This is a genomic window from Micromonospora sp. DT62 (assembly GCF_049847285.1).
In the GTDB taxonomy this organism is placed as follows: domain Bacteria; phylum Actinomycetota; class Actinomycetes; order Mycobacteriales; family Micromonosporaceae; genus Micromonospora; species Micromonospora reichwaldensis.
This window is the reverse complement of record NZ_JBNCOB010000004.1, coordinates 285,143-303,392: the sequence shown is the minus strand read 5'-3', so window position 1 is coordinate 303,392 and position 18,250 is coordinate 285,143. Positions and strand designations below refer to the sequence as shown.

The following is an 18,250-nucleotide window of genomic DNA, read 5'->3' as shown; positions in this document are numbered from 1 at the left end:
CTGCCCGCCGACGATGACCTCGAGGAGTCGTCACATGCGCACTCCCCTCCGGCCCCTCACCCGGCGTGGGCTGCTGACCGGCACCCTCGGCTCGGCGGCACTGCTGGCGGCGGGCGGCTCCCTGGCCGGCTGCGGCACCCGGGCCGCCACCCAGACGGAGGCCGGCTGCGTCAGCGAGGACCTGTCCGGCACCGAGAAGACGCTGACGTTCTCCAACTGGCCGCAGTACATGGACGTGGACGACGCCGACGCCGCCAAGCGGCCCACCCTGGACGCGTTCGTCGCGAAGAGTGGCATCCAGGTCACCTACACCGAGGACATCAACGACAACAGGGAGTTCTTCGGCAAGGTGCAGCACCAGCTCGCGGGGTGCCAGCCCACCGGGCGGGACATCATGGTCCTCAGCGACTGGCTGGCGGCGCGGATGATCCGGCTCGGCTGGATCCAGAAGATGGACAAGTCGAAGCTGCCCAACGTCCAGGCCAACCTGCTGCCCTCGCTGCGCAACCGGTCCTTCGACCCCGCGGACCACCTCGCCATCCCGTGGCAGTCCGGCCTGGCCGGTCTCGCCTACAACGGCCGGGTCACCAAGGAGATCCGTACGGTCGACGAGCTGCTCACCCGCCCCGACCTCAGGGGCAGGGTGACCGCGCTGGCCGAGATGAGCGACACCATGGGCCTGCTGCTCCAGTCGAACGGCCACGATCCGGCGTACTTCAGCGACGCCCAGTTCGACGACGCGCTCGCCAAGCTGAAGAAGGCCGTCGACTCGGGCCAGATCCGCCGGTTCACCGGCAACGACTACGCGCCGGCACTCGCCAAGGGCGACATTGCGGCCTGCATCGGCTGGTCCGGCGACGCCATCCAGCTCGGCTTCGAAGACGACAAGATCAAATTCGTGGTGCCCGAGTCCGGGGCGATGCTCTGGTCAGACAACATGCTGGTGCCGAACAGGGCCACCCACAAGGGCAACGCCGAGCAACTCGTCGAGTACTACTACCAGCCGGCGGTCGCCGCCCGGCTCGCGGCGTACGTCAACTACATCTGCCCCGTCCAGGGTGCGCAGGCCGAGATGGAGAAGATCGACCCGGCGCTGGCCGCCCACCCGCTCATCTTCCCCGACGCCGCCATGCTCGCCAGAACGGCGGTCTTCATGGCGCTGGACGAGAAGCAGGAACGCGAGTACGAGAGCAGGTTCCAGCGGGTCATCGGGGCGTGAGCGGGATGGGTGCGACGACTGCGGGACGCGGGACCCCGGCCGGCGACCTGCGGCTGGCGCACCTCACCAAGCGGTTCGGCGACGTCACCGCGGTGGACGACCTCAGCCTGACCGTTCCGCAGGGCTCGTTCTTCGCCCTGCTCGGCCCGTCCGGCTGCGGCAAGACCACCACGCTGCGGATGATCGCCGGGCTGGAGGAGCCGACCGGCGGGCAGGTGCTGCTGGGCGAACGGGACGTCACCCGGCTGCGCCCGTACAAGCGGCCGGTGAACACCGTCTTCCAGAGCTACGCGCTCTTCCCGCACCTGGACGTCTTCGAGAACGTGGCGTTCGGCCTGCGCCGGCGGGGCATCCGTTCCGTCGACGACGAGGTCATGGGCATGCTCGCGCTGGTGCAGCTCGACGACCACGGCCACCGCCGGCCCGCCGAGCTCTCCGGCGGGCAGCAGCAGCGGGTCGCGCTGGCCCGCGCCCTGGTCAACCGCCCGCAGGTGCTGCTGCTGGACGAGCCGCTCGGCGCGCTCGACCTGACGCTGCGCCGGCGGATGCAGCTCGAACTCAAGCGGATCCAGACCGAGGTCGGCATCACGTTCGTGCACGTCACCCACGACCAGGAGGAGGCCATGACGATGGCCGACACCGTCGCGGTGCTGAACGCCGGGCGGATCGAGCAGCTCGGCGCCCCCGCCGACCTCTACGAGTACCCGGCCACGGCGTTCGTGGCGAACTTCCTCGGCCAGTCCAACCTGCTCGCCGGCGAGGCGGCCGGCGCGGCCGGGGACGAGGTGGCGGTGTCGGCGCACGGCCGTCGCTTCTCGGTGCCCGCCGGCCGGGCCCGGGTCGACCGGGGGCCGGTCCACCTGGGCGTACGCCCGGAGAAGCTGCACCTGGTCGACTCCGTCGACCAGGTCCCCGCCGGATGCCAGCACGTCACCGGGATCGTCACCGACGCCTCCTACGTGGGGGTGAGCACCCAGTACCTGCTGCGCACCGGCTGGGGTGGCGAGCTGACCGCGTTCGTGGCCAACAGCGGCACGACCCGTCCGCTGCCGGTGGGCGCGGAGGCGGCGGCGTACTGGGAGCCACGGCACGCCTTCCTGCTGCCCCGGGAAGCCGGCGGGCAGGACCGGAGCGCTCCGGCGCGGAACGAGCCGGTCGGCGCACCCTCGTGAGCGCCCCCGCGCGCCTGAACACCAATCCCGCCCAGCCTGCGGCACCCGGACCGCCCCGCCCGCCCGGGCGGCACCGGCTCCTGCCGTACCTGCTGCTGCTGCCCGCGGCGGCGTGGCTGCTCGTCTTCTTCGCCGTGCCGCTGCTCCAACTCGCCGCCGCCAGCCTCTACGACCCCGCCGGCTCGCTCGCCACCGGGTACGTCATGACCTGGGCCTTCGGCAACTACCCGGACGCGCTCGCCGCGTACTGGCCGCAGTTCGGGCGGTCCTTCGGCTACGCGGGCGCCGCGCTGGTGCTGGCGCTGCTGGCCGGCTACCCGCTCGCGTACGCCATCGCACGCAAGGCCGGCCGGTGGAAGAACCTGCTGCTGGTCTGCGTGGTCGCGCCGATGTTCACCAGCTTCCTGGTGCGCACGTTGGCGTGGAAGACCATCCTGTCGGACAACGGCTGGCTCGTCGGGCTGCTGCGCGACGTGCACCTGCTCGCCCCCGACGGTCGGCTGCTGGCCACCCCTGGCGCGGTGGTGCTCGGCCTGACGTACAACTTCCTGCCCTTCCTGGTGCTGCCGCTGTACGCGAGCCTGGAGCGGCTCGACCCCCGGCTGCTGGAGGCGGCCGGCGACCTCTACGCCGGCCCGCTGCGGACCTTCCGCCGGGTCACCCTGCCGCTGTCCATGCCCGGCCTGGTCGCCGGCACGCTGCTGTTCTTCATCCCGGCCAGCGGCGACTACATCAACGCCGAACTGCTCGGCACCCCCAACGAGTACATGATCGGCAACGTCATCGACTCGGCGTTCCTGGTCCGGCTGGACTACCCGCAGGGCGCGGCGCTGTCGTTCCTGCTGATGGCGGCGATCCTCGCGCTGGTCTTCGGCTACCTGCGCCGGACGGGTCCGGAGGAGGTCCTGTGAGCGCGAGGAGTGCAGCGCAGCGGAGCCCCGCAGTCGCGAGCGAGAGGTTGGCACCGTGAGTGCGCGGATCTTCCGCTGGCTGGCCGATCGTTGGGTGGCGGGCGTGGCGCTGCTGGTGCTCGGCTACCTCCTCCTGCCGATCGCCGTGGTCGCCGCGCTCTCCTTCAACCGCCCCTCCAGCCGCCTGTCGTACGACTTCAACGAGTTCACCCTCGACAACTGGCGCAACCCGTGCGCCACCTCCGACATGTGCGACGCGGTGGTGCGCAGCGTCCAGATCGGCTTCATCGCGACCGTGGTCGCCACGGTGCTCGGCACCCTGATGGCGTTCGCGCTGGCGCGGCACCGGTTCCGTGGCCGTTCCGCGATCGACGTGCTGATCTTCCTGCCGATGGCCACCCCCGAACTCGTGATGGGCACCTCGCTGCTGGCCCTCTTCGTCTCCGCCGGGGTGCCGCAGGGCTTCTGGACCGTCGTCGTCGCGCACGTCATGTTCTGCCTGTCGTTCGTGGTGGTCACCGTCAGGGCGCGGCTGGCCGGGATGGACCCCCGGCTGGAGGAGGCCGCGATGGACCTCTACGCGAGCGAGTGGCAGACCTTCCGGCGGATCACCCTGCCGCTGGCGCTGCCCGGCATCGTGGCCGCCGCGCTGCTCGCGTTCTCGCTCTCCTTCGACGACTTCATCGTGACGAACTTCAACGCCGGCACCACCGTCACGTTCCCCATGTACGTCTGGGGCGCTGCCCAGCGGGGCATCCCGCCGCAGGTCAACGTCATCGGCACCGCCATGTTCGCGGTCGCGCTCCTACTGGTGCTGCCCGCCACCCTACGAACGAGAAGAGCCCCTCGCCGCCCTTGAGCGGTGGCGAGGGGCCCTTCGGTGCGGCCGTGCCCTGAGCTGACGAATCCCTAGAGGGTCAGGGTCCAGCCGTCGATGTAGCCGGTGTCGCCGGAGGCGGCGTCCTGGACGCGCAGGTTCCAGGTGCCGTTACGGGTCTCCGTGGAGAGGTTGACCGTGTAGGTCTGGTTGATGTTGTCGGCGGAGCCGCCGGTGCGGTTGTGCAGGGTGTAGGCGCTGCCGTCGGGGGCGACCAGGCTGACCACGAGGTCACCGACGTAGGTGTGCACGATCTGCACGGCGACCTTGCTGGTGGACGAGGCGGTCCCGGTGCAGCCGGCGATCGCGATGCTGCTGGTGACCGTCGCGTTGTCGTTGACGGTGACGTTGTTGGCGTTGGTGCCGGTGCAGTTCGTCGTGCCGGAGCCGCCCAGGTTGAGCGTCCAGCTGTTCACGTAGCCGGTGTCGCCGGCGCCCGCGTCCTGGACCCGCAGCTTCCAGGTGCCGTTGGCGACCTCGGAGGAGAGGTTGACCGTGTAGGTCTGGTTGATGTTGTCGGCGGAGCCGCCGGTGCGGTTGTGCAGGGTGTAGGCGCTGCCGTCGGGAGCGACGAGGCTGACGGCGAGGTCACCGATGTAGGTGTGCACGATCTGCACGGCGACGGTGCTGGCGGAGCCGGCGTTGCCGGTGCAGCCCGCGATGGTGATGGTGCTCTCCACCGTGGCGTTGTCGCTGATCGTCACGTCGGTGCCGTTGGTCTGGGTGCAGCCGGTGGGCGGCGGGGGCGTGGTGCCGCCGTCGCCGACGTACAGCAGCTTGTTGGGGGAGCCGGTGCCGGGGCTGGTCACCGCGTTGCTGGTGGCGTCGGCGACGAGCTTGTCGCGTACCTGCTGCGGGGTGAACGTCGGGTTGGCGGCGAGCACGAGCGCGGCGGCGCCGACCACGTGCGGGGTCGCCATCGAGGTGCCGCTGATGCTGTTCGTGGCCGTGTTGCTGGTGTGCCAGGCCGAGGTGATCGAGCTGCCGGGCGCGAAGATGTCCAGGCAGGTGCCGATGTTGGAGAACGACGAACGGGCGTCGGTGTTGGTGGTCGAGCCGACGGTGATGCCGGCGAGGAGGCTGGCCGGCGAGCTGTTGCAGGCGTTCGCGCCGTAGTCGTTGCCGGCCGCCAGGCCGTAGGTGACGCCGTCGGCGATGGAGCGGGCCACCGCGTCGTTGAGGGCCTGGCTGAAGCCGCCGCCGAGGCTCATGTTCGCCACCGCGAGCTGACCGGCGGCGTGGTCGCCGGTCACCCAGTCGACGCCCTGGATGACGCCGGCGTCGGTGCCGCTGCCCTCGCAGTCGAGCACCCGGACGCCGACCAGCGTGACGCCCTTGGCCACGCCGTAGGCGGTGCCGCCGACCGTGCCGGCCACGTGCGTGCCGTGCCCGTTGCAGTCGTCCGCGCTGCCGCCGTCGATGGAGTCGAAGCCGGTGACGGCACGACCACCGAAGTCGCTGTGGCCGAACCGGATGCCGGTGTCGATGATGTACGCCTTCACGCCCGAGCCGGTGTTCGGGTAGGTGTACGAGTTGTTCAGCGGCAGTGCGCGCTGGTCGAGCCGGTCCAGGCCCCAGGACGGGGTGGGGCTCTGCGTACCGCTGATCCGCATGGTGTGGTTCTGCTGGACGTAGCGCACCGAGGGGTCGGCGGCGAGCCGCTTGGCCTCCGCCTCGGACATCCGGGCCTCGAACCCGCGCAGCGCGTTCTGGTACGTCCGGTTGACCGCGCCACGGTGCCGGCCGGCGAGGTCACGCGCCTTCCTGGTGACGTCGGTCCGGCCCACCGAGGTGTCCTTGAACACCACGATGTACGAGTCGTCGACGGCGGTGGCGCCGCCGGCCATGAGGATCTGTCCCTCGGCGGGGGCAGCCGTCGCGGGGGCGCCGAACGCCACGGCGGTGGCGACGGCGGCGGTCAACACACCGACGCGCCAGCGGCGCGCGGCGGGGTAGGGGAGTGTCATCCCTCGGGTGTTCCTCTCGCTACACGACGGCGGCTCCCGCCATCGATCGCAATTGATCAAAGTGAGCAAGAGCGTAGGGCCTGCGCGGCAAAATGTGGAGACGTGCGGGGACCTTGTATTCGGAGGGCGGACTGCGGTAAGGGATCAGCCGGGCTCACTGCCACGCGGGAGGTCTACGCTGCTGCGTGTGGACCCGGTCGCCTTTCACGTCGCCTCCCGCCCCGCCCACGGCGAGGGCGAGCTGACCGTCCACCACCCGTACGACGGGCGCGCCGTCGGTCGTACCACCCTCGCCACCGCCGGCCAGGTCGAAGCGGCCGTCGCGGCAGCCGCCGGGGTGGCCGCGGCGGCCGCGGCCCTGCCCGCGCACGCCCGCGCGGCGGCCCTCGACCACGTGTCCCGGCGGCTCGCCGAGCGGGCCGAGGAGTTCGCGCGGCTGATCACCGCCGAGAACGGCAAGCCGCTCAAGTGGGCCCGCGCCGAGGTCGGGCGGGCCGTCTCGACCTTCCGCTGGGCCGCCGAGGAGGCCCGGCGCTTCTCGGGCGAGCTGCAACGCCTCGACACCGACCCCGCCGCCACCGGGCGGATCGCCCTGGTCCGGCGGGTGCCGAAGGGGCCGGTGCTCGGCATCGCGCCGTTCAACTTCCCGCTGAACCTCGTCGCGCACAAGGTCGCCCCGGCCATCGCGGTCGGCGCCCCGATCATCGTCAAGCCCGCCCCCGCCACCCCGCTGTCGGCGCTGCTGCTGGGCGAGCTGCTCGCCGAGACCGACCTGCCGGAGGGGATGTTCTCGGTCCTGCCGCTACCGAACGAGCGCGCCGCCGAGCTGGTCGCCGACCCCCGGCTGCCGGTGGTCTCGTTCACCGGCTCCGGGCCGGTCGGCGCGGCGATCCGCCGCTCGGTGCCCGAGAAGCACGTCACCCTGGAGCTGGGCGGCAACGCCGCGGCCGTGATCTGCGAGGACTGGAACACCGACGAGGACCTGACCTTCGCCGCGCACCGCATCGCGACGTTCTCCAACTACCAGGCCGGCCAGTCGTGCATCGCCGTGCAGCGGGTCTACGTGCACGAATGGCTCTACGACGCGTTCCTGCCGCGCCTCGTCGCGGCGGTGCAGGAGCTGCGTGTCGGCGACCCGTCCGACCCCCTCACCGACGTCGGGCCGCTGATCTCCGCCGACGCCGCCCGCCGGGTCGAGGCGTGGGTGGACGAGGCCGTCACCGCCGGCGCCACCATCGAGCTCGGCGGCCGGCGCGACGGCGCGACCTACCCGCCGACCGTGCTCTCCGGCGTGCCGGCGGACGCCAGGGTCTGCGCCGAGGAGATCTTCGGGCCCGTGCTGGTGGTCGCCCGCGTCGCGCACGACCAGGCCGCGTTCGCCGCCGTCAACGACTCGGCGTACGGGTTGCAGGCGGGGGTCTTCACCCACCGCCTCGACACGGCCTTCGCGGCGCACCGCGCCTTGGAGGTGGGCGGGGTGATCGTCGGCGACGTGCCGTCGTACCGGGCCGACCAGATGCCGTACGGCGGGGTGAAGGGCAGCGGCGTCGGGCGGGAGGGCCTGCGCAGCGCCATGGAGGACTACACGGATCCCCGGGTCATGGTGCTGACCGGCCTGTCGTTGTAGCGCCCACCCGGCGCCGCCCGCTCACCAGGTGCCGTCGTCGCGGACGCGGGCCGGCGCCCGGCCGAGCAGCAGGGTGGTCAGCGCGGCGTCGATGTCCTCGCCGAGGAACCACTCGCCGGCCTGGTCCAGCGCGAAGACCCGCCCCCGCTCGTCGACGGCGAGGATGCTCTCCTGCCGCTCGGTGCCGATGGGGAAGAGCCGTACGCCGAGCACGGCGGCGAAGTCGGCCAGCGTGTCAGCGGTGTGCGCGACCTGTCGTGGCCGGATGTCGAATCGGGAGATCCACACCTGTTCGCCGGGACCGCGGCGGGCGCCCACCAGGCTCGGGAAGGCGGTGAGTGTCGACAGGACCGCGGGGAAGTCGGGATGCGCGGACGTCTCACCCCGGACGGCACCGACGTCCCTGATGGCGGACAGGGCGACGATCTCGTCCCCGAAGTGCGGCCGCCAGCCAGCCGCGACGAGTGCCTGCGCGACGTCCGGGTGGAACCGGCCCGGGACCGGGTCGGGCTGCGGGTCCGGTTGCCACGGCATCGTGAAGGCCCGGTCGGACCAGGGCATGACGTGGAAGTCCACAAGCGTGTCCACGCAGGAGTCGCAGGGGCGGTCGGCGAGGCCGCCGTTCGGATCGCCCGGCTCGCGCACCCGGTGGACCTCGAACCGGGCGGTTTCCAGGATGTCCTGCGCGTCGGCCATGCCGAGCGGCGCGATGCCCTCGGCGGCGCGGCGGTGGTCGTGGTGGTGCAGGACGTCGGAGACGACGATCAGCTCGGCGTGCCGGTCGCCGCCGCGTACGAGGTGTCCGGCGGGTTGGTCGTCCAGGTAGGACCGCACGAGCGGGTGGTGGTTGAGGGTGACGTCGCCCTTGGCGCCCTGCGCGCGGAAGAGTCGTCCCCCGACCGTCAGGTGCGCCGCCGTGTTGGGGGTCGGCAGGCGGTGGATCTCGCGGAGCAGTTGGCTGGCGGGATCGACGGTGCGGGGGGCGTCGGGGCCTTGCGGGCGGCTGCGGCGGTACATCTGTGCGACCACGTCGGTGGGTACGCGTGGCCAGGTGGTCGTCTCGCCGGTGACCTTGTCGACGACGGTGGTGGGTAGGTCACCGGGCATCGTGTTCGCCTCGATGGGCACGGTGGAGGTGATGGCGTAGCCGAGGTCGAACTCGTCGACGTGGGGGTGGCAGTCGTGTCCCAGGCGTTGTGACTCGCGGCGGGCCCACACGGCGGCGAGTTGCTCGGCCTGCTGGCGATCGATCACGGCTCGAAAGTACCGGACCCCACGGATTCGTGGCGCCCGGTATGGTTCGCCCTACCGACGGTAACCGGGGGAGGGTGGCGTTGGCCGAGAGTGTGGACCGGGACGCCAATCGCGCGCTGCGGGCGCGGTTCGACGAGGTGTACGGGGACTACCAGCGACTGAGGTCCGGTCTGGACGAGCTGCAGGGCCGGCTCGCCGAGCTACGGGTGACCGAGCGCTCCGAGGACGGTCAGGTGACCGCCACCGCCGGTGCCCGTGGCGAGCTGATCTCGGTCGAGCTGCACCCCTCCGTCTTCCACGACCGGGACGCGAAGGCGTTGAGCCGGAAGATCACCGCGACCGTCCACCAGGCCGGCGCTGCGGCGGTCGCGGCCACCCAGGAACTCGTGGCCGGCTACCTGCCCGCCGGTTCCGGGGCGACGGACTTCCTGCGTACGGGTGACTTCGGTTCGTTGCTGGGCCGGGCCGACGCCGTGCTGCGCCGGGGCGAGTGATGGACGGTCAGCTCTGGCTCGACCCGCAGCGCGCCCGACGCGGGGGCCGCGACCTCTCACTGTCCGGTGAGGCCGTCACGGCACGCCGCCGCCAGGTGGGCGGCGCCATCGCGGCGGCGAGCGACCGCTCGCCGTGGGGCAAGGACGACATCGGGGCCGCGTTCGAGCAGAAGTACCGCGGCTTCGAGGAGCTGGTCCTGCGCGCGTGGGACGGCGTGGGCCGGCACCTGGAGGGTCTCGGCGCCGATGTGGTGCGGTCGGTGGACGCCAACGTGCGGACGGATGCGGCGAGTGCGGGGCGGCTCGGTCGTGTCGGCGACCGGCACCAGCAGCGCTGATCCGTTGAGGAGACCCGGATGAGTGTGTTGCCGAGCCCCATCCCGCACCCGCTGGACTTCTCGCCGTGGCAGTTGCCCGGTTGGGTCTATGAGGCCCTTGACTGGGTGATCGGTGTGGAGTGGCCGGAGGGCAACGAGCGGGCGGTCTGGGAGTTGGCGGATCAGTGGTACGGGGTGGCCGCCGCCCTGGCGGGGCCGCGTGCGGATGCTGTTGCCGCCGCTGGTGAGGTGCGTGGCGGGTACGGCGGCGTGGGGGCGGTCGCGGCGGCCTTCGACACCGCCTGGCGTCGGGTGGCGGAGGGTGACGAGGCGCCGCTGCCGGTGCTGCTGGCTGTCAGCACCGAGCTGGGTCGGCTGGTGGAGGAGTGCGGCTGCGACATCGAGGGCGCGAAGCTCGAGGTGTGGATCGAGCTGGGCATTCTGGTGGTCGAGTTGCTGTCGTTGGCGGTGGCGACGGTGCTCACGGCTGGTGCGGCTTCGCCTGCGGCGGGGGCGGCGATCGCGGCCACCAGGTTGGTCGTGCAGCAGATCTTCAAGCGGCTGCTGGCGCAGTTGGCGCGCAAGTCGCTCAAGCAGGGGCTCAAGGAGGCCGGTGAGCGGGCGGCGAAGGAGGTCACGAAGGGCGGTGTGCGGGGGTTCAGCCGTCGGGTGGCGTTGAGTGGTGTGTCGGAGGCGGCCGAGGAGGGCGGCATCAACCTCGCCACGCAGGCGTACCAGAATTCGACGGGTCGCCGGCACGGGCTGGACGTGGCGGAGTTGGGGTCCACGGCGCTCGGTGGTATGGCTGGCGGGGCGGTGGCGCCGTTGGCGGGTCTGGGGCGGCACGCCACCGGCCGGGGTGCCCGGGTCGGGGAGCACTTCGGTCGTGAGATGGCCGGCGAGGTGATGGCTGACCAGGCCGCGAGACTGGCTACCGGGCAGGGGCTGACCTCGGTGGAGGACGCGGCCCGCGCGGCGGCGTCGGGTGCCCGTGGTTCCGCCACCGCGCAGGCCGACGCGGCGTTGCAGGCACGACTCAACGGCCAGCTCAGCGCCCTGGCCGGCATGCCGCTGACGTCGACGGGAGCCGGCGGGCTCCCGCCGCCTCCCGAAGCGCCGGCAGCGGACGGACCATCCGTCGCCACGCCCGGCGCGGGGGCGGGGGCGGGGCAGCCTGTTGCCGCGACCGACGCGGGGGTGGGGCAGCCCGGTGCCGTGGCCGGCGCGGGAGCGGAGTCTCCGACCAACGGATCAGCGGCATCGGCCAGCGGGCCGGGCGAGGGGCAACGAGGTGTGACCGGTGCTGAGCCGGCACCGTCGGCCCGGCCATCGCCGGAGGCCCGGACGGAGCCGACCGGCCCCACGACGAACACCGCCGCCCGAGCGGGCGACACGACCGCGCCCGTGGCTGCTGCCGGAGTCGAACGGACCGGCGCGACCGTCGCGGCCACGTCGTCCGCGCTGCCGGAGTCCGCACTCAGCCCGACGCTCTCCTCCGTCACGACGGCAGCGCCCGTCCTCGGCGCAGGGGGCATCCCGGCCGGCGTGGAGAGCCAGACGACCATTTCCGGGAACGCCGCGAGCGGCGCCGCTCCCGTCAACGCCGCGAGCGCTGCCAACCCGTCGTTCGCGCCGACAGCGGCTCCGGTGAACGGGCCCGGCGCAGGCCTGGGCACCGCGACGATCGGGCCGCCCCCTGCGTTCCCCGAGCCGAGAACGGCTGCGTCCGTCCCAGGTGCGGCCCACGTTCCGTCGGTCGCCAGTCCCGAGCCCGCCGTCGCACGAGGAGCTACCGGGGCGGCGCCGGCACAGCCGGCACCACCGACGGTGCTGCCGTCGCCCGGTGCACCGGCAGCCGAGCAGAGTCCGCCCGTTCCCAGGGACACGTCGGCAGCGGTCGGCCAGGAGGGGTCGGCGGGTCCCCGGGTCAGGAGCCCCGAGTGGTACGCGGCCAAGTGGGCCCTCGACCGGGACGCGTTCGAGAGACGCCGCTACCGCGGCTACTACGAGTCGCAGCGGGCGGGGTTCGAGGACAAGCGCCGTTCTGATGAAGCCGTGCGACTCCGGGCCCGCGGCGACGAGCACCACCAGTGGGCGCGGGACTTCGCCGCCCACGCCTTCCACCTGCACCGAACGGGCCAGGCCCGCCAGGCTGACGGATGGCAGTGGGCAGCCAACGACGAGATGCGGACGTACGGGCAGTACCTGGACCACGCGGAAGCCGTACTGGCCGGCGACATCGTGCCGTCTGTCGTGGGCGTCGTCGATCCCGCCGACTTCCGTCGGATCAACGATGACGTCGGCACCCTGGCGTACGGTGCCGTGGAGACCGTCGACCGTTCGGCGTTGACGGGCGACGACCATCCGCCGCCGATCGACCGGTCACGCGACTACGGCCGGCCCGGCGGTCTGCGTCCGCCGCTGGCGCTGCACCAGACCGACATCGAGCGGCAGGTGCCCCGAGAACCCGACGGAAGCGTCCGCCGTAACGCCGACCCGCGAGAGGGCGGCTGGTTCGGCCTGGTCAACGACGGCGGACCGCAGGCCGACGCGACCCGCGGCATCAACTGCATCGACTGCACCCTGTCGATGTTCGACACCTGGATGCACGGCCGCCCCCGGGTGGCCGCCCCCCGCACCTTCGACGCCTACCTGGCGGGCGACGTCACACGCCCCATCAACGGCGAACGAGACGGCATCGGACGGGTGGAGGACATCACCGGAGGACGCTTCCAACGCCTCTGCCAGCCCACCCAGGACATCCAGGGCCCCCAACGACAACACGCGATCGACACCGGATACCGCAACCTCCACGCCCAACTACGCCTCGGCGGCCACGGCAGCTTCGCCTTCGTCATCAACAACTGGGAACAGGGCGGCGCCCACATCTGGGTCGCCCTCAACCAGAACGGCACCATCCTCTACCTCGACCCACAGACCGGCGCCGTGTCGACCACACCCCTGTACCGGCACCACGGCGCCGCGCACCCCCACAACGCCGTCGACACCGAAGTCCTGATACTCGGCTCCGACGGCAGACCCATGCCACTGGGCGGACTACGACGAGGACGATTCAGCCAACGACCAGACCTACCGGACTACCCACCCGCCGACACCGACCAGGGATACGGCGAACTACACCTCAACCGCATGTATCTCCTGGACGGACCAGGCTCGGCTCCTCAGGGAGCGGATCAGGCGGGTTTGTCTGAGGGCCCGGCGACTCATGAGGCGGACGGGCCCGAGCCGGGCTGGAAACGGGCTGAGGCTTTGCTGCCATCCGATGACTCCGGTTACAGAATTCAACGTCGAGACTGTGAGTTCCTGGGGATAACGCCTGATGCGGTAATTGCGTGGGCGGAACGACGTGCTCCACTCGGCCTGACACCTGAGACTTTCGAGCAGATGACGGCAGCATTGTTTGACGCGCTCGAGGCAGATGGCATCCGCAGCGATCAGGTCGATGTCAGACTTCAAGGTTCCTCATCGAACTTCTTCTCCGGGGCGCATAAGACCCTTCCCGCAGAGGATCAGATTTCTGAGTATCCAGAATCGGTCGAGCGGATGAGGGCGTGGCGAGGGGATGGTGCGCTGCCGGTGCGTCGCCCCTTCGACTCAATGCACAAGTTGGGATTGGAGGAGCCGAGTGATTTGGACTTGCAGATATCGTCAGACGTGATGGTTGAAAGAGCTGTGGCGGTCGGCGCGCGCGAGTTTCCGGACCTCCGCGTGGTGAACAAAAGATTCGGATTCGTAACCAGGAAGGTCGCAAGGCTGTGTTTTCCTGCCATCTTTGACTGGGCGGATAGATGTAGCGGAGTTCTAGGGCGCGACGTGGTCCCGGCGATATTTCCGAAGGTGGGCCCGCCAGATCGATCTTCAGACGGTGTATCGTCCCACTTCAAGCCGGAGGACTGGATGATTGAGGACAATCGTGGCCGATAGTTGGGTGTTGAGATTGGCCGGAGCGGTTGACGCCCACGCTCTTGAACGGTTGCGGGCGGAGCTTGGCCTCAGTCGACTCGGTCGGCTGGCGGACGATTGGGATGAGCTGTTCGGGGAAGCGGCGTGGGAAGTTCAGGGGCAGATGGTCCGGGTCGAATTATGGCGCGACGTCGACTCGCTGGAGTGGCGCCTTGACGTGGAAGGTGTGGCCCCACTGCCGGAGGCCGAGAGGGTGAGCGTGTTGGCGCGAGTTCAGGCGGCACTGCGCTCGACAGGGCTGACGCCATCTTCGATCATCAAGCGTCCATGAGCTGCCAGCCTGCTCTGCCGCTCGCGAGTGCTGAGTGGCAGCAGGCTGTGGGCTTGTGTGCAAATGGCCTTGGCGCAATGTGCTCGCCGAAGCGTCAGGGCCGACCACTGAACTCAACAAAGCAAACCGTACGGAACGGGCGGAGCCGTGAGGGGCAGGAGACCTACTGGCAGGCCGGAATACCATGGCGAAATGGCTGAATCAGACAATGGGCAGAAGTCGCCCGTCCCTGGTGGGTGGCAGTCCAACGCCTGGGCGTGGCCGGTCGGCCTCATGCTCGGTCTGGTCATCGGCCTGGCCGCACTGGACGGAGCTGCCGGTGTGGGCGTCGGCATCGCGATGGGGATGGCGTTCGCCGTCGCCCTGGGAGCCGGCAGTACCCGGGACACCGACGGCGAGGACGACGACAGCGAGGGCGACGACAGCGAGGACGACGACGGGCGGGGCGCTCACGAGCAGGGCGCCGAGCGGCAGACGGTCGGCCCGGAGGGCGCCGGGACCCCGGGTACCGACGGGCAGGGCGCCGACAGGTCGCGCACCGACGGGCCGTCGTGACGTCGGACGAACCCGGAGCCGCGCGGGTGGAGACGACCGGGGCGTCGGATCCCCGGGTCGACAGGCCGGGCAGCGTGGCGGAGGCGCTGGCCGTACAGGAGCGGTTGCGGCCGCTGGTGGACCTGGCCGGGCCCGGTCCGGCCGAGCCCGCGACGGTGGCCGGCCTGGACGTGGCGTACGCCGAGAGTGGTGACCTGCTCGCGGCGGCCGTGACCGTGCTGGACGCCCGGACCCTCGCGGTGGTCGACTCGGCGGTGAGCGTGGGCCGACCCGCGTTCGGGTACGTCCCGGGGCTCTTCGCCTTCCGCGAGCTGCCCGCGCTGCTCGACGCGCTCGACCGGCTGACCGTGCTTCCCGAGCTGCTGGTCTGTGACGGGCACGGGCTGGCCCACCCGCGCCGGTTCGGGCTCGCCTGCCACCTGGGCGTGGTGACCGGCCTGCCCGCCATCGGGGTGGGCAAGACGCCCCTGCTCGGGGAGTGGACGCCGCCGGCGGGGCGTCGGGGCGCGTGGACGCCGTTGCGCGACAGGGACGAGACCGTGGGTCGGGTGCTGCGTACCCGGGACGGCGTGAAGCCGGTCTTCGTCAGCGTCGGCCACCGGATGAGCCTCGACGACGCGACCGCGCGGGTGCTGGCGTTGACGCCGCGCTACCGGCTGCCGGAGACCACCCGTACCGCCGACCGGCTCTGCCGCGACGCCCTGGCCGCCGCCGAGGCGACCGCCCGCACGACCTGAGGCCGCCGCCGAGGCGACCGCCCGCACGACCTGAGACCGCCCCCGAGGCGACCGCCCGCGCCGTCTGGGCCGCCGCCGGTTTCGGCAGGCATGGCCCGACGGACGCGTGACCGTCCCGTCGCCGGCCAGGTGCGCGGACCCGGTCGCGGGGTAATACGGCGCACATCCGGAGCGCTCAATGACCGGGCCCCGACCGGGCCCGGTAGTAGCCTGACCGGCGGACCCCCGTCGGGGGAGGAACGGCGAGGTGATCATGGCGGTACGTCGGCACGCGGCGCGGCTCGCGACGGTCTGCGCGTTGCTGGGCGGCCTGGTGGCGCTCGGCGCGACGCCGGCGCTCGCCGCAGGCGACTCGGTCCGGGTGCGTTCGGCCGGCAGCTTCACCGCCGGCGGTTCCGCCGGGGGCGTCTCGATCGAGGTGCGCAAGCGCAGCGACGGCTGCGTGCTGCTGCGTACCGCACTGGGGTTGCGCCTGGCCGGCCTGCGCGCCGACCAGGTCAGCGCGCAGGTCAACGTGGGCGGACGCTGGTTCCCGGTGCCGCTCTCCGGTGCCGGTGGCAGCGCGGCCACGTCGGCCACCTCGCCCCTGAAGCCGAGGCTCTGCAAGGGCAAGAGCATCACGGTGCGCTACCGGGTGGCGTTCGCCGCGGAGGTGCCGGGCGGCCGGCTGACCGTCAGCGGCGCGGCCAGCGACGCGCTCGGACGGGCCCTGGGCCGGGGCGCGGTGGCGTCCCGGGTGGTCGGCGACCGGGCCACGCCCTCGCCGACGCCGAAGCCCTCGAAGAAGCCGTCGCCCACCCCGAGCGCGGTCGCCACCGAGGTGCGAGCCGGGGCGGCGGACCCGAGCCTGGCCGCCGGCCAGGGCGCTGGCGCCGTCAGCAACGCGGCCGAGGAGGAGTCCTCCGGCGGCTCGGTGGTCATGTTCTTCGGCATCGCCATGGTCGCCGTCGGGATCCTGCTCATCGTCCTGCTGTTCCGCCGCTCGCGGGCGGACAAGGAGCCGGCCGACCCGGGCCACGTCCCGCTGCCCCGCAACCCCGGCGGCACCACCTACCGCTCCGGGCAGGGCCCGGCCGCCGCCCCCGGCCAACCCGGCCAGGTGTACGGGCAGCAGCCGCCCGCCCCCGGCCTGTACGGCGGCGCACCCGCCCCGCGCCCCGCCGGCGGTGCGCCCGCCCCGCGGCCGGCCGGCGGCGTGTACGGCGGCCGCCCGGCACCGGCCCCGGAGGCCACGCAGGTGGTGCCCGGCGCGCCCGCCTCCCCGCCCGTGTCGGCCCCGCCGGCGCCCCCGGTGCCGGGGCAGTACGGGGCGCCGCCGCCCGTGCCGCCCGCCCAGGGCAAGCCCGGTGACCCGCCGCCGGAGACCGGCGGTGGCGACCACACGGTGTTCATGCCCCGGCTCCCTGGCTGAGCCGGGCCGCGCCCCGCCGCTCCGATACGCTCAGGCCGTTGAGGACCTGCGGCGCGAGGAGCGAGACCGGTGTCTGATCTGTCCCAGATCGTGAAGGCCTACGACGTCCGTGGGACGGTGCCGGACCAGTGGGACGAGCAGGCCGCCGAGGCCCTCGGCACGGCCTTCGCGCAGGTGCTGGACGGCTTCGGCGAGCGGGACGGGGCGGTGCTCGTCGCGCACGACATGCGCGCCACCGGTCCCGCTCTGACCGCCGCCTTCGCCGCCGGCGTGCGCGCCGAGGGGCGCGCGGTCGTCGAGCTGGGCCTCGCCTCCACCGACATGCTCTACTACGCCTCCGGCGCGCTGGGGCTGCCCGGCGCGATGTTCACCGCCAGCCACAACCCGGCGCAGTACAACGGCATCAAGATGTGCCGCTCCGGGGCACGCCCGATCGGGCAGGACAGCGGGCTGGCCGAGATCCGCGAGCGGGCGCAGGCCCTGCTGGACAAGGGCGAGCGCCCGACCGGCACGCCGGCCGCGCCGGCCGAGCGCCGCGACCTGCTGGCCGACTACGCGGCGTACCTGCGGCAGCTGGTCGACCTCTCGGGAATCCGTCCGCTGAAGGTGGTCGTCGACGCCGGCAACGGCATGGCCGGCTACACCGTCCCGGCCGTGCTCGGCGACGCCGTCCTGCCGGCCTTGCCGCTGGAGATCGTGCCGCTCTACTTCGAACTCGACGGCACCTTTCCCAACCACGAGGCCAACCCGCTGGACCCGGCCAACCTGGTCGACCTCCAGCGCGCGGTGATCGAGCACGGCGCCGAGATCGGCCTGGCGTTCGACGGCGACGCCGACCGCTGCTTCGTGGTCGACGAGCGCGGCGAGCCGGTCTCGCCGTCGGCGGTCACGGCCCTGGTGGCGGCCCGCGAGCTGGCCAAGCACCCCGGCTCGACGGTGATCCACGGCCTGATCACCTCCCGGGCGGTGCCGGAGATCATCCGCGAGCACGGCGGCGAGCCGGTCGTCGCCCGGGTCGGGCACTCCTTCATCAAGGCGGAGATGGCCCGGACGAACGCGATCTTCGGCGGCGAGCACTCCGCCCACTACTACTTCCGCGACTTCTGGTTCGCCGACACCGGCATGCTCGCCGCGCTGCACACCCTGGCCGCCCTGGGCGAGCAGTCGCTGCCGCTGTCCGTGTTGGCCAGCGAGTACGAGCGGTACGTGGCCTCGGGCGAGATCAACTCGACGGTGGCCGACCAGGCCGCCAAGGTGGCCGAGGTGCGGGCCGCGTACCCGCAGGCCGACGTCGACGAGATGGACGGGCTGACCCTGCGCTTCCCGGACGGCGCGTGGTTCAATCTGCGCGCCTCCAACACCGAGCCGCTGCTGCGGCTCAACGTCGAGGCCCCGACGCGGGAGCGGATGACCGCCCTCCGTGACGAGGTGCTCGACCGCGTTCGCCGATAAGA

At 72.1% G+C, this 18,250-nt stretch carries 14 protein-coding genes; 12 read left to right on the top strand and 2 right to left on the bottom strand.

What is annotated here, in order from left to right:
• Positions 1-34: 34 nt before the first annotated feature.
• From ACPXCB_RS08920 to ACPXCB_RS08905, 4 genes are read left to right on the top strand one after another with little or no spacing between them, the layout of a single operon-like run.
• A complete protein-coding gene (locus ACPXCB_RS08920) occupies positions 35-1,219 on the top strand; it encodes an ABC transporter substrate-binding protein (protein ID WP_425873880.1) in 1,185 nt (394 codons plus the stop codon).
• Positions 1,220-1,224: 5 nt separating this feature from the next.
• Positions 1,225-2,391: an ABC transporter ATP-binding protein gene (locus ACPXCB_RS08915; protein ID WP_425873991.1), complete on the top strand. Its 1,167-nt coding sequence runs from the start codon at positions 1,225-1,227 to the stop codon at positions 2,389-2,391.
• Positions 2,388-3,302, top strand: coding sequence for an ABC transporter permease (locus ACPXCB_RS08910; RefSeq protein ID WP_425873878.1), 915 nt, complete (start codon positions 2,388-2,390; stop codon positions 3,300-3,302). The genes ACPXCB_RS08915 and ACPXCB_RS08910 overlap by 4 nt, the downstream gene beginning before the upstream one ends.
• A 55-nt stretch (positions 3,303-3,357) precedes the next feature.
• Positions 3,358-4,161 (top strand): ABC transporter permease, encoded by an 804-nt coding sequence (locus tag ACPXCB_RS08905; RefSeq protein ID WP_425873876.1) that lies wholly within the window; start codon positions 3,358-3,360, stop codon positions 4,159-4,161.
• A 50-nt stretch (positions 4,162-4,211) separates the two neighbouring features.
• On the opposite strand, the gene ACPXCB_RS08900 is transcribed toward ACPXCB_RS08905, so the two are convergent.
• Positions 4,212-6,146, bottom strand: a complete 1,935-nt coding sequence (locus ACPXCB_RS08900) for a proprotein convertase P-domain-containing protein (RefSeq protein WP_425873874.1) — start codon at positions 6,144-6,146, stop codon at positions 4,212-4,214.
• Positions 6,147-6,333: 187 nt separating this feature from the next.
• Here ACPXCB_RS08900 and ACPXCB_RS08895 point away from each other — a divergent pair, with 187 nt between their 5' ends.
• Entirely contained in the window at positions 6,334-7,773 is a 1,440-nt protein-coding gene (locus ACPXCB_RS08895; RefSeq protein WP_425873872.1) for an aldehyde dehydrogenase family protein, read from the top strand.
• A gap of 21 nt (positions 7,774-7,794) precedes the next feature.
• On the opposite strand, the gene ACPXCB_RS08890 is transcribed toward ACPXCB_RS08895, so the two are convergent.
• Positions 7,795-9,027 carry an SUKH-3 domain-containing protein gene (locus tag ACPXCB_RS08890; protein ID WP_425873870.1) on the bottom strand — a complete coding sequence of 411 codons (1,233 nt, stop codon included), beginning with the start codon at positions 9,025-9,027 and terminating at the stop codon, positions 7,795-7,797.
• A 74-nt stretch (positions 9,028-9,101) separates the two neighbouring features.
• Between ACPXCB_RS08890 and ACPXCB_RS08885 the strand changes: the two genes are divergently transcribed.
• From ACPXCB_RS08885 to ACPXCB_RS08855, 7 genes are all read left to right on the top strand, one after another.
• Entirely contained in the window at positions 9,102-9,521 is a 420-nt protein-coding gene (locus ACPXCB_RS08885; RefSeq protein ID WP_311414202.1) for a YbaB/EbfC family nucleoid-associated protein, read from the top strand.
• Positions 9,521-9,859 (top strand): hypothetical protein, encoded by a 339-nt coding sequence (locus tag ACPXCB_RS08880; protein ID WP_425873868.1) that lies wholly within the window; start codon positions 9,521-9,523, stop codon positions 9,857-9,859. The genes ACPXCB_RS08885 and ACPXCB_RS08880 overlap by 1 nt, the downstream gene beginning before the upstream one ends.
• Before the next feature lie 18 nt (positions 9,860-9,877).
• Positions 9,878-13,783, top strand: a complete 3,906-nt coding sequence (locus ACPXCB_RS08875) for a toxin glutamine deamidase domain-containing protein (protein WP_425873866.1) — start codon at positions 9,878-9,880, stop codon at positions 13,781-13,783.
• 502 nt (positions 13,784-14,285) lie between these two features.
• Positions 14,286-14,648 (top strand): hypothetical protein, encoded by a 363-nt coding sequence (locus ACPXCB_RS08870; RefSeq protein WP_425873864.1) that lies wholly within the window; start codon positions 14,286-14,288, stop codon positions 14,646-14,648.
• Between the two features lie 26 nt (positions 14,649-14,674).
• Positions 14,675-15,385 (top strand): deoxyribonuclease V, encoded by a 711-nt coding sequence (nfi, locus tag ACPXCB_RS08865; RefSeq protein WP_425873989.1) that lies wholly within the window; start codon positions 14,675-14,677, stop codon positions 15,383-15,385.
• Positions 15,386-15,638: 253 nt separating this feature from the next.
• Entirely contained in the window at positions 15,639-16,796 is a 1,158-nt protein-coding gene (locus ACPXCB_RS08860; RefSeq protein WP_425873987.1) for a hypothetical protein, read from the top strand.
• Positions 16,797-16,865: 69 nt separating this feature from the next.
• Positions 16,866-18,248 carry a phosphomannomutase/phosphoglucomutase gene (locus ACPXCB_RS08855; protein ID WP_425873862.1) on the top strand — a complete coding sequence of 461 codons (1,383 nt, stop codon included), beginning with the start codon at positions 16,866-16,868 and terminating at the stop codon, positions 18,246-18,248.
• Positions 18,249-18,250: the final 2 nt, after the last annotated feature.

Bases quoted from the DNA above. Each gene is read 5' to 3' on its own strand.
- ACPXCB_RS08920 (WP_425873880.1), top strand. From the start codon at position 35: ATGCGCACTCCCCTCCGGCCCCTCACCCGGCGTGGGCTGCTGACCGGC.
- ACPXCB_RS08915 (WP_425873991.1), top strand. From the start codon at position 1,225: ATGGGTGCGACGACTGCGGGACGCGGGACCCCGGCCGGCGACCTGCGG.
- ACPXCB_RS08900 (WP_425873874.1), bottom strand. From the start codon at position 6,146: ATGACACTCCCCTACCCCGCCGCGCGCCGCTGGCGCGTCGGTGTGTTG.
- ACPXCB_RS08880 (WP_425873868.1), top strand. From the start codon at position 9,521: ATGGACGGTCAGCTCTGGCTCGACCCGCAGCGCGCCCGACGCGGGGGC.
- ACPXCB_RS08875 (WP_425873866.1), top strand. From the start codon at position 9,878: ATGAGTGTGTTGCCGAGCCCCATCCCGCACCCGCTGGACTTCTCGCCG.
- ACPXCB_RS08870 (WP_425873864.1), top strand. From the start codon at position 14,286: ATGGCTGAATCAGACAATGGGCAGAAGTCGCCCGTCCCTGGTGGGTGG.
- ACPXCB_RS08860 (WP_425873987.1), top strand. From the start codon at position 15,639: ATGGCGGTACGTCGGCACGCGGCGCGGCTCGCGACGGTCTGCGCGTTG.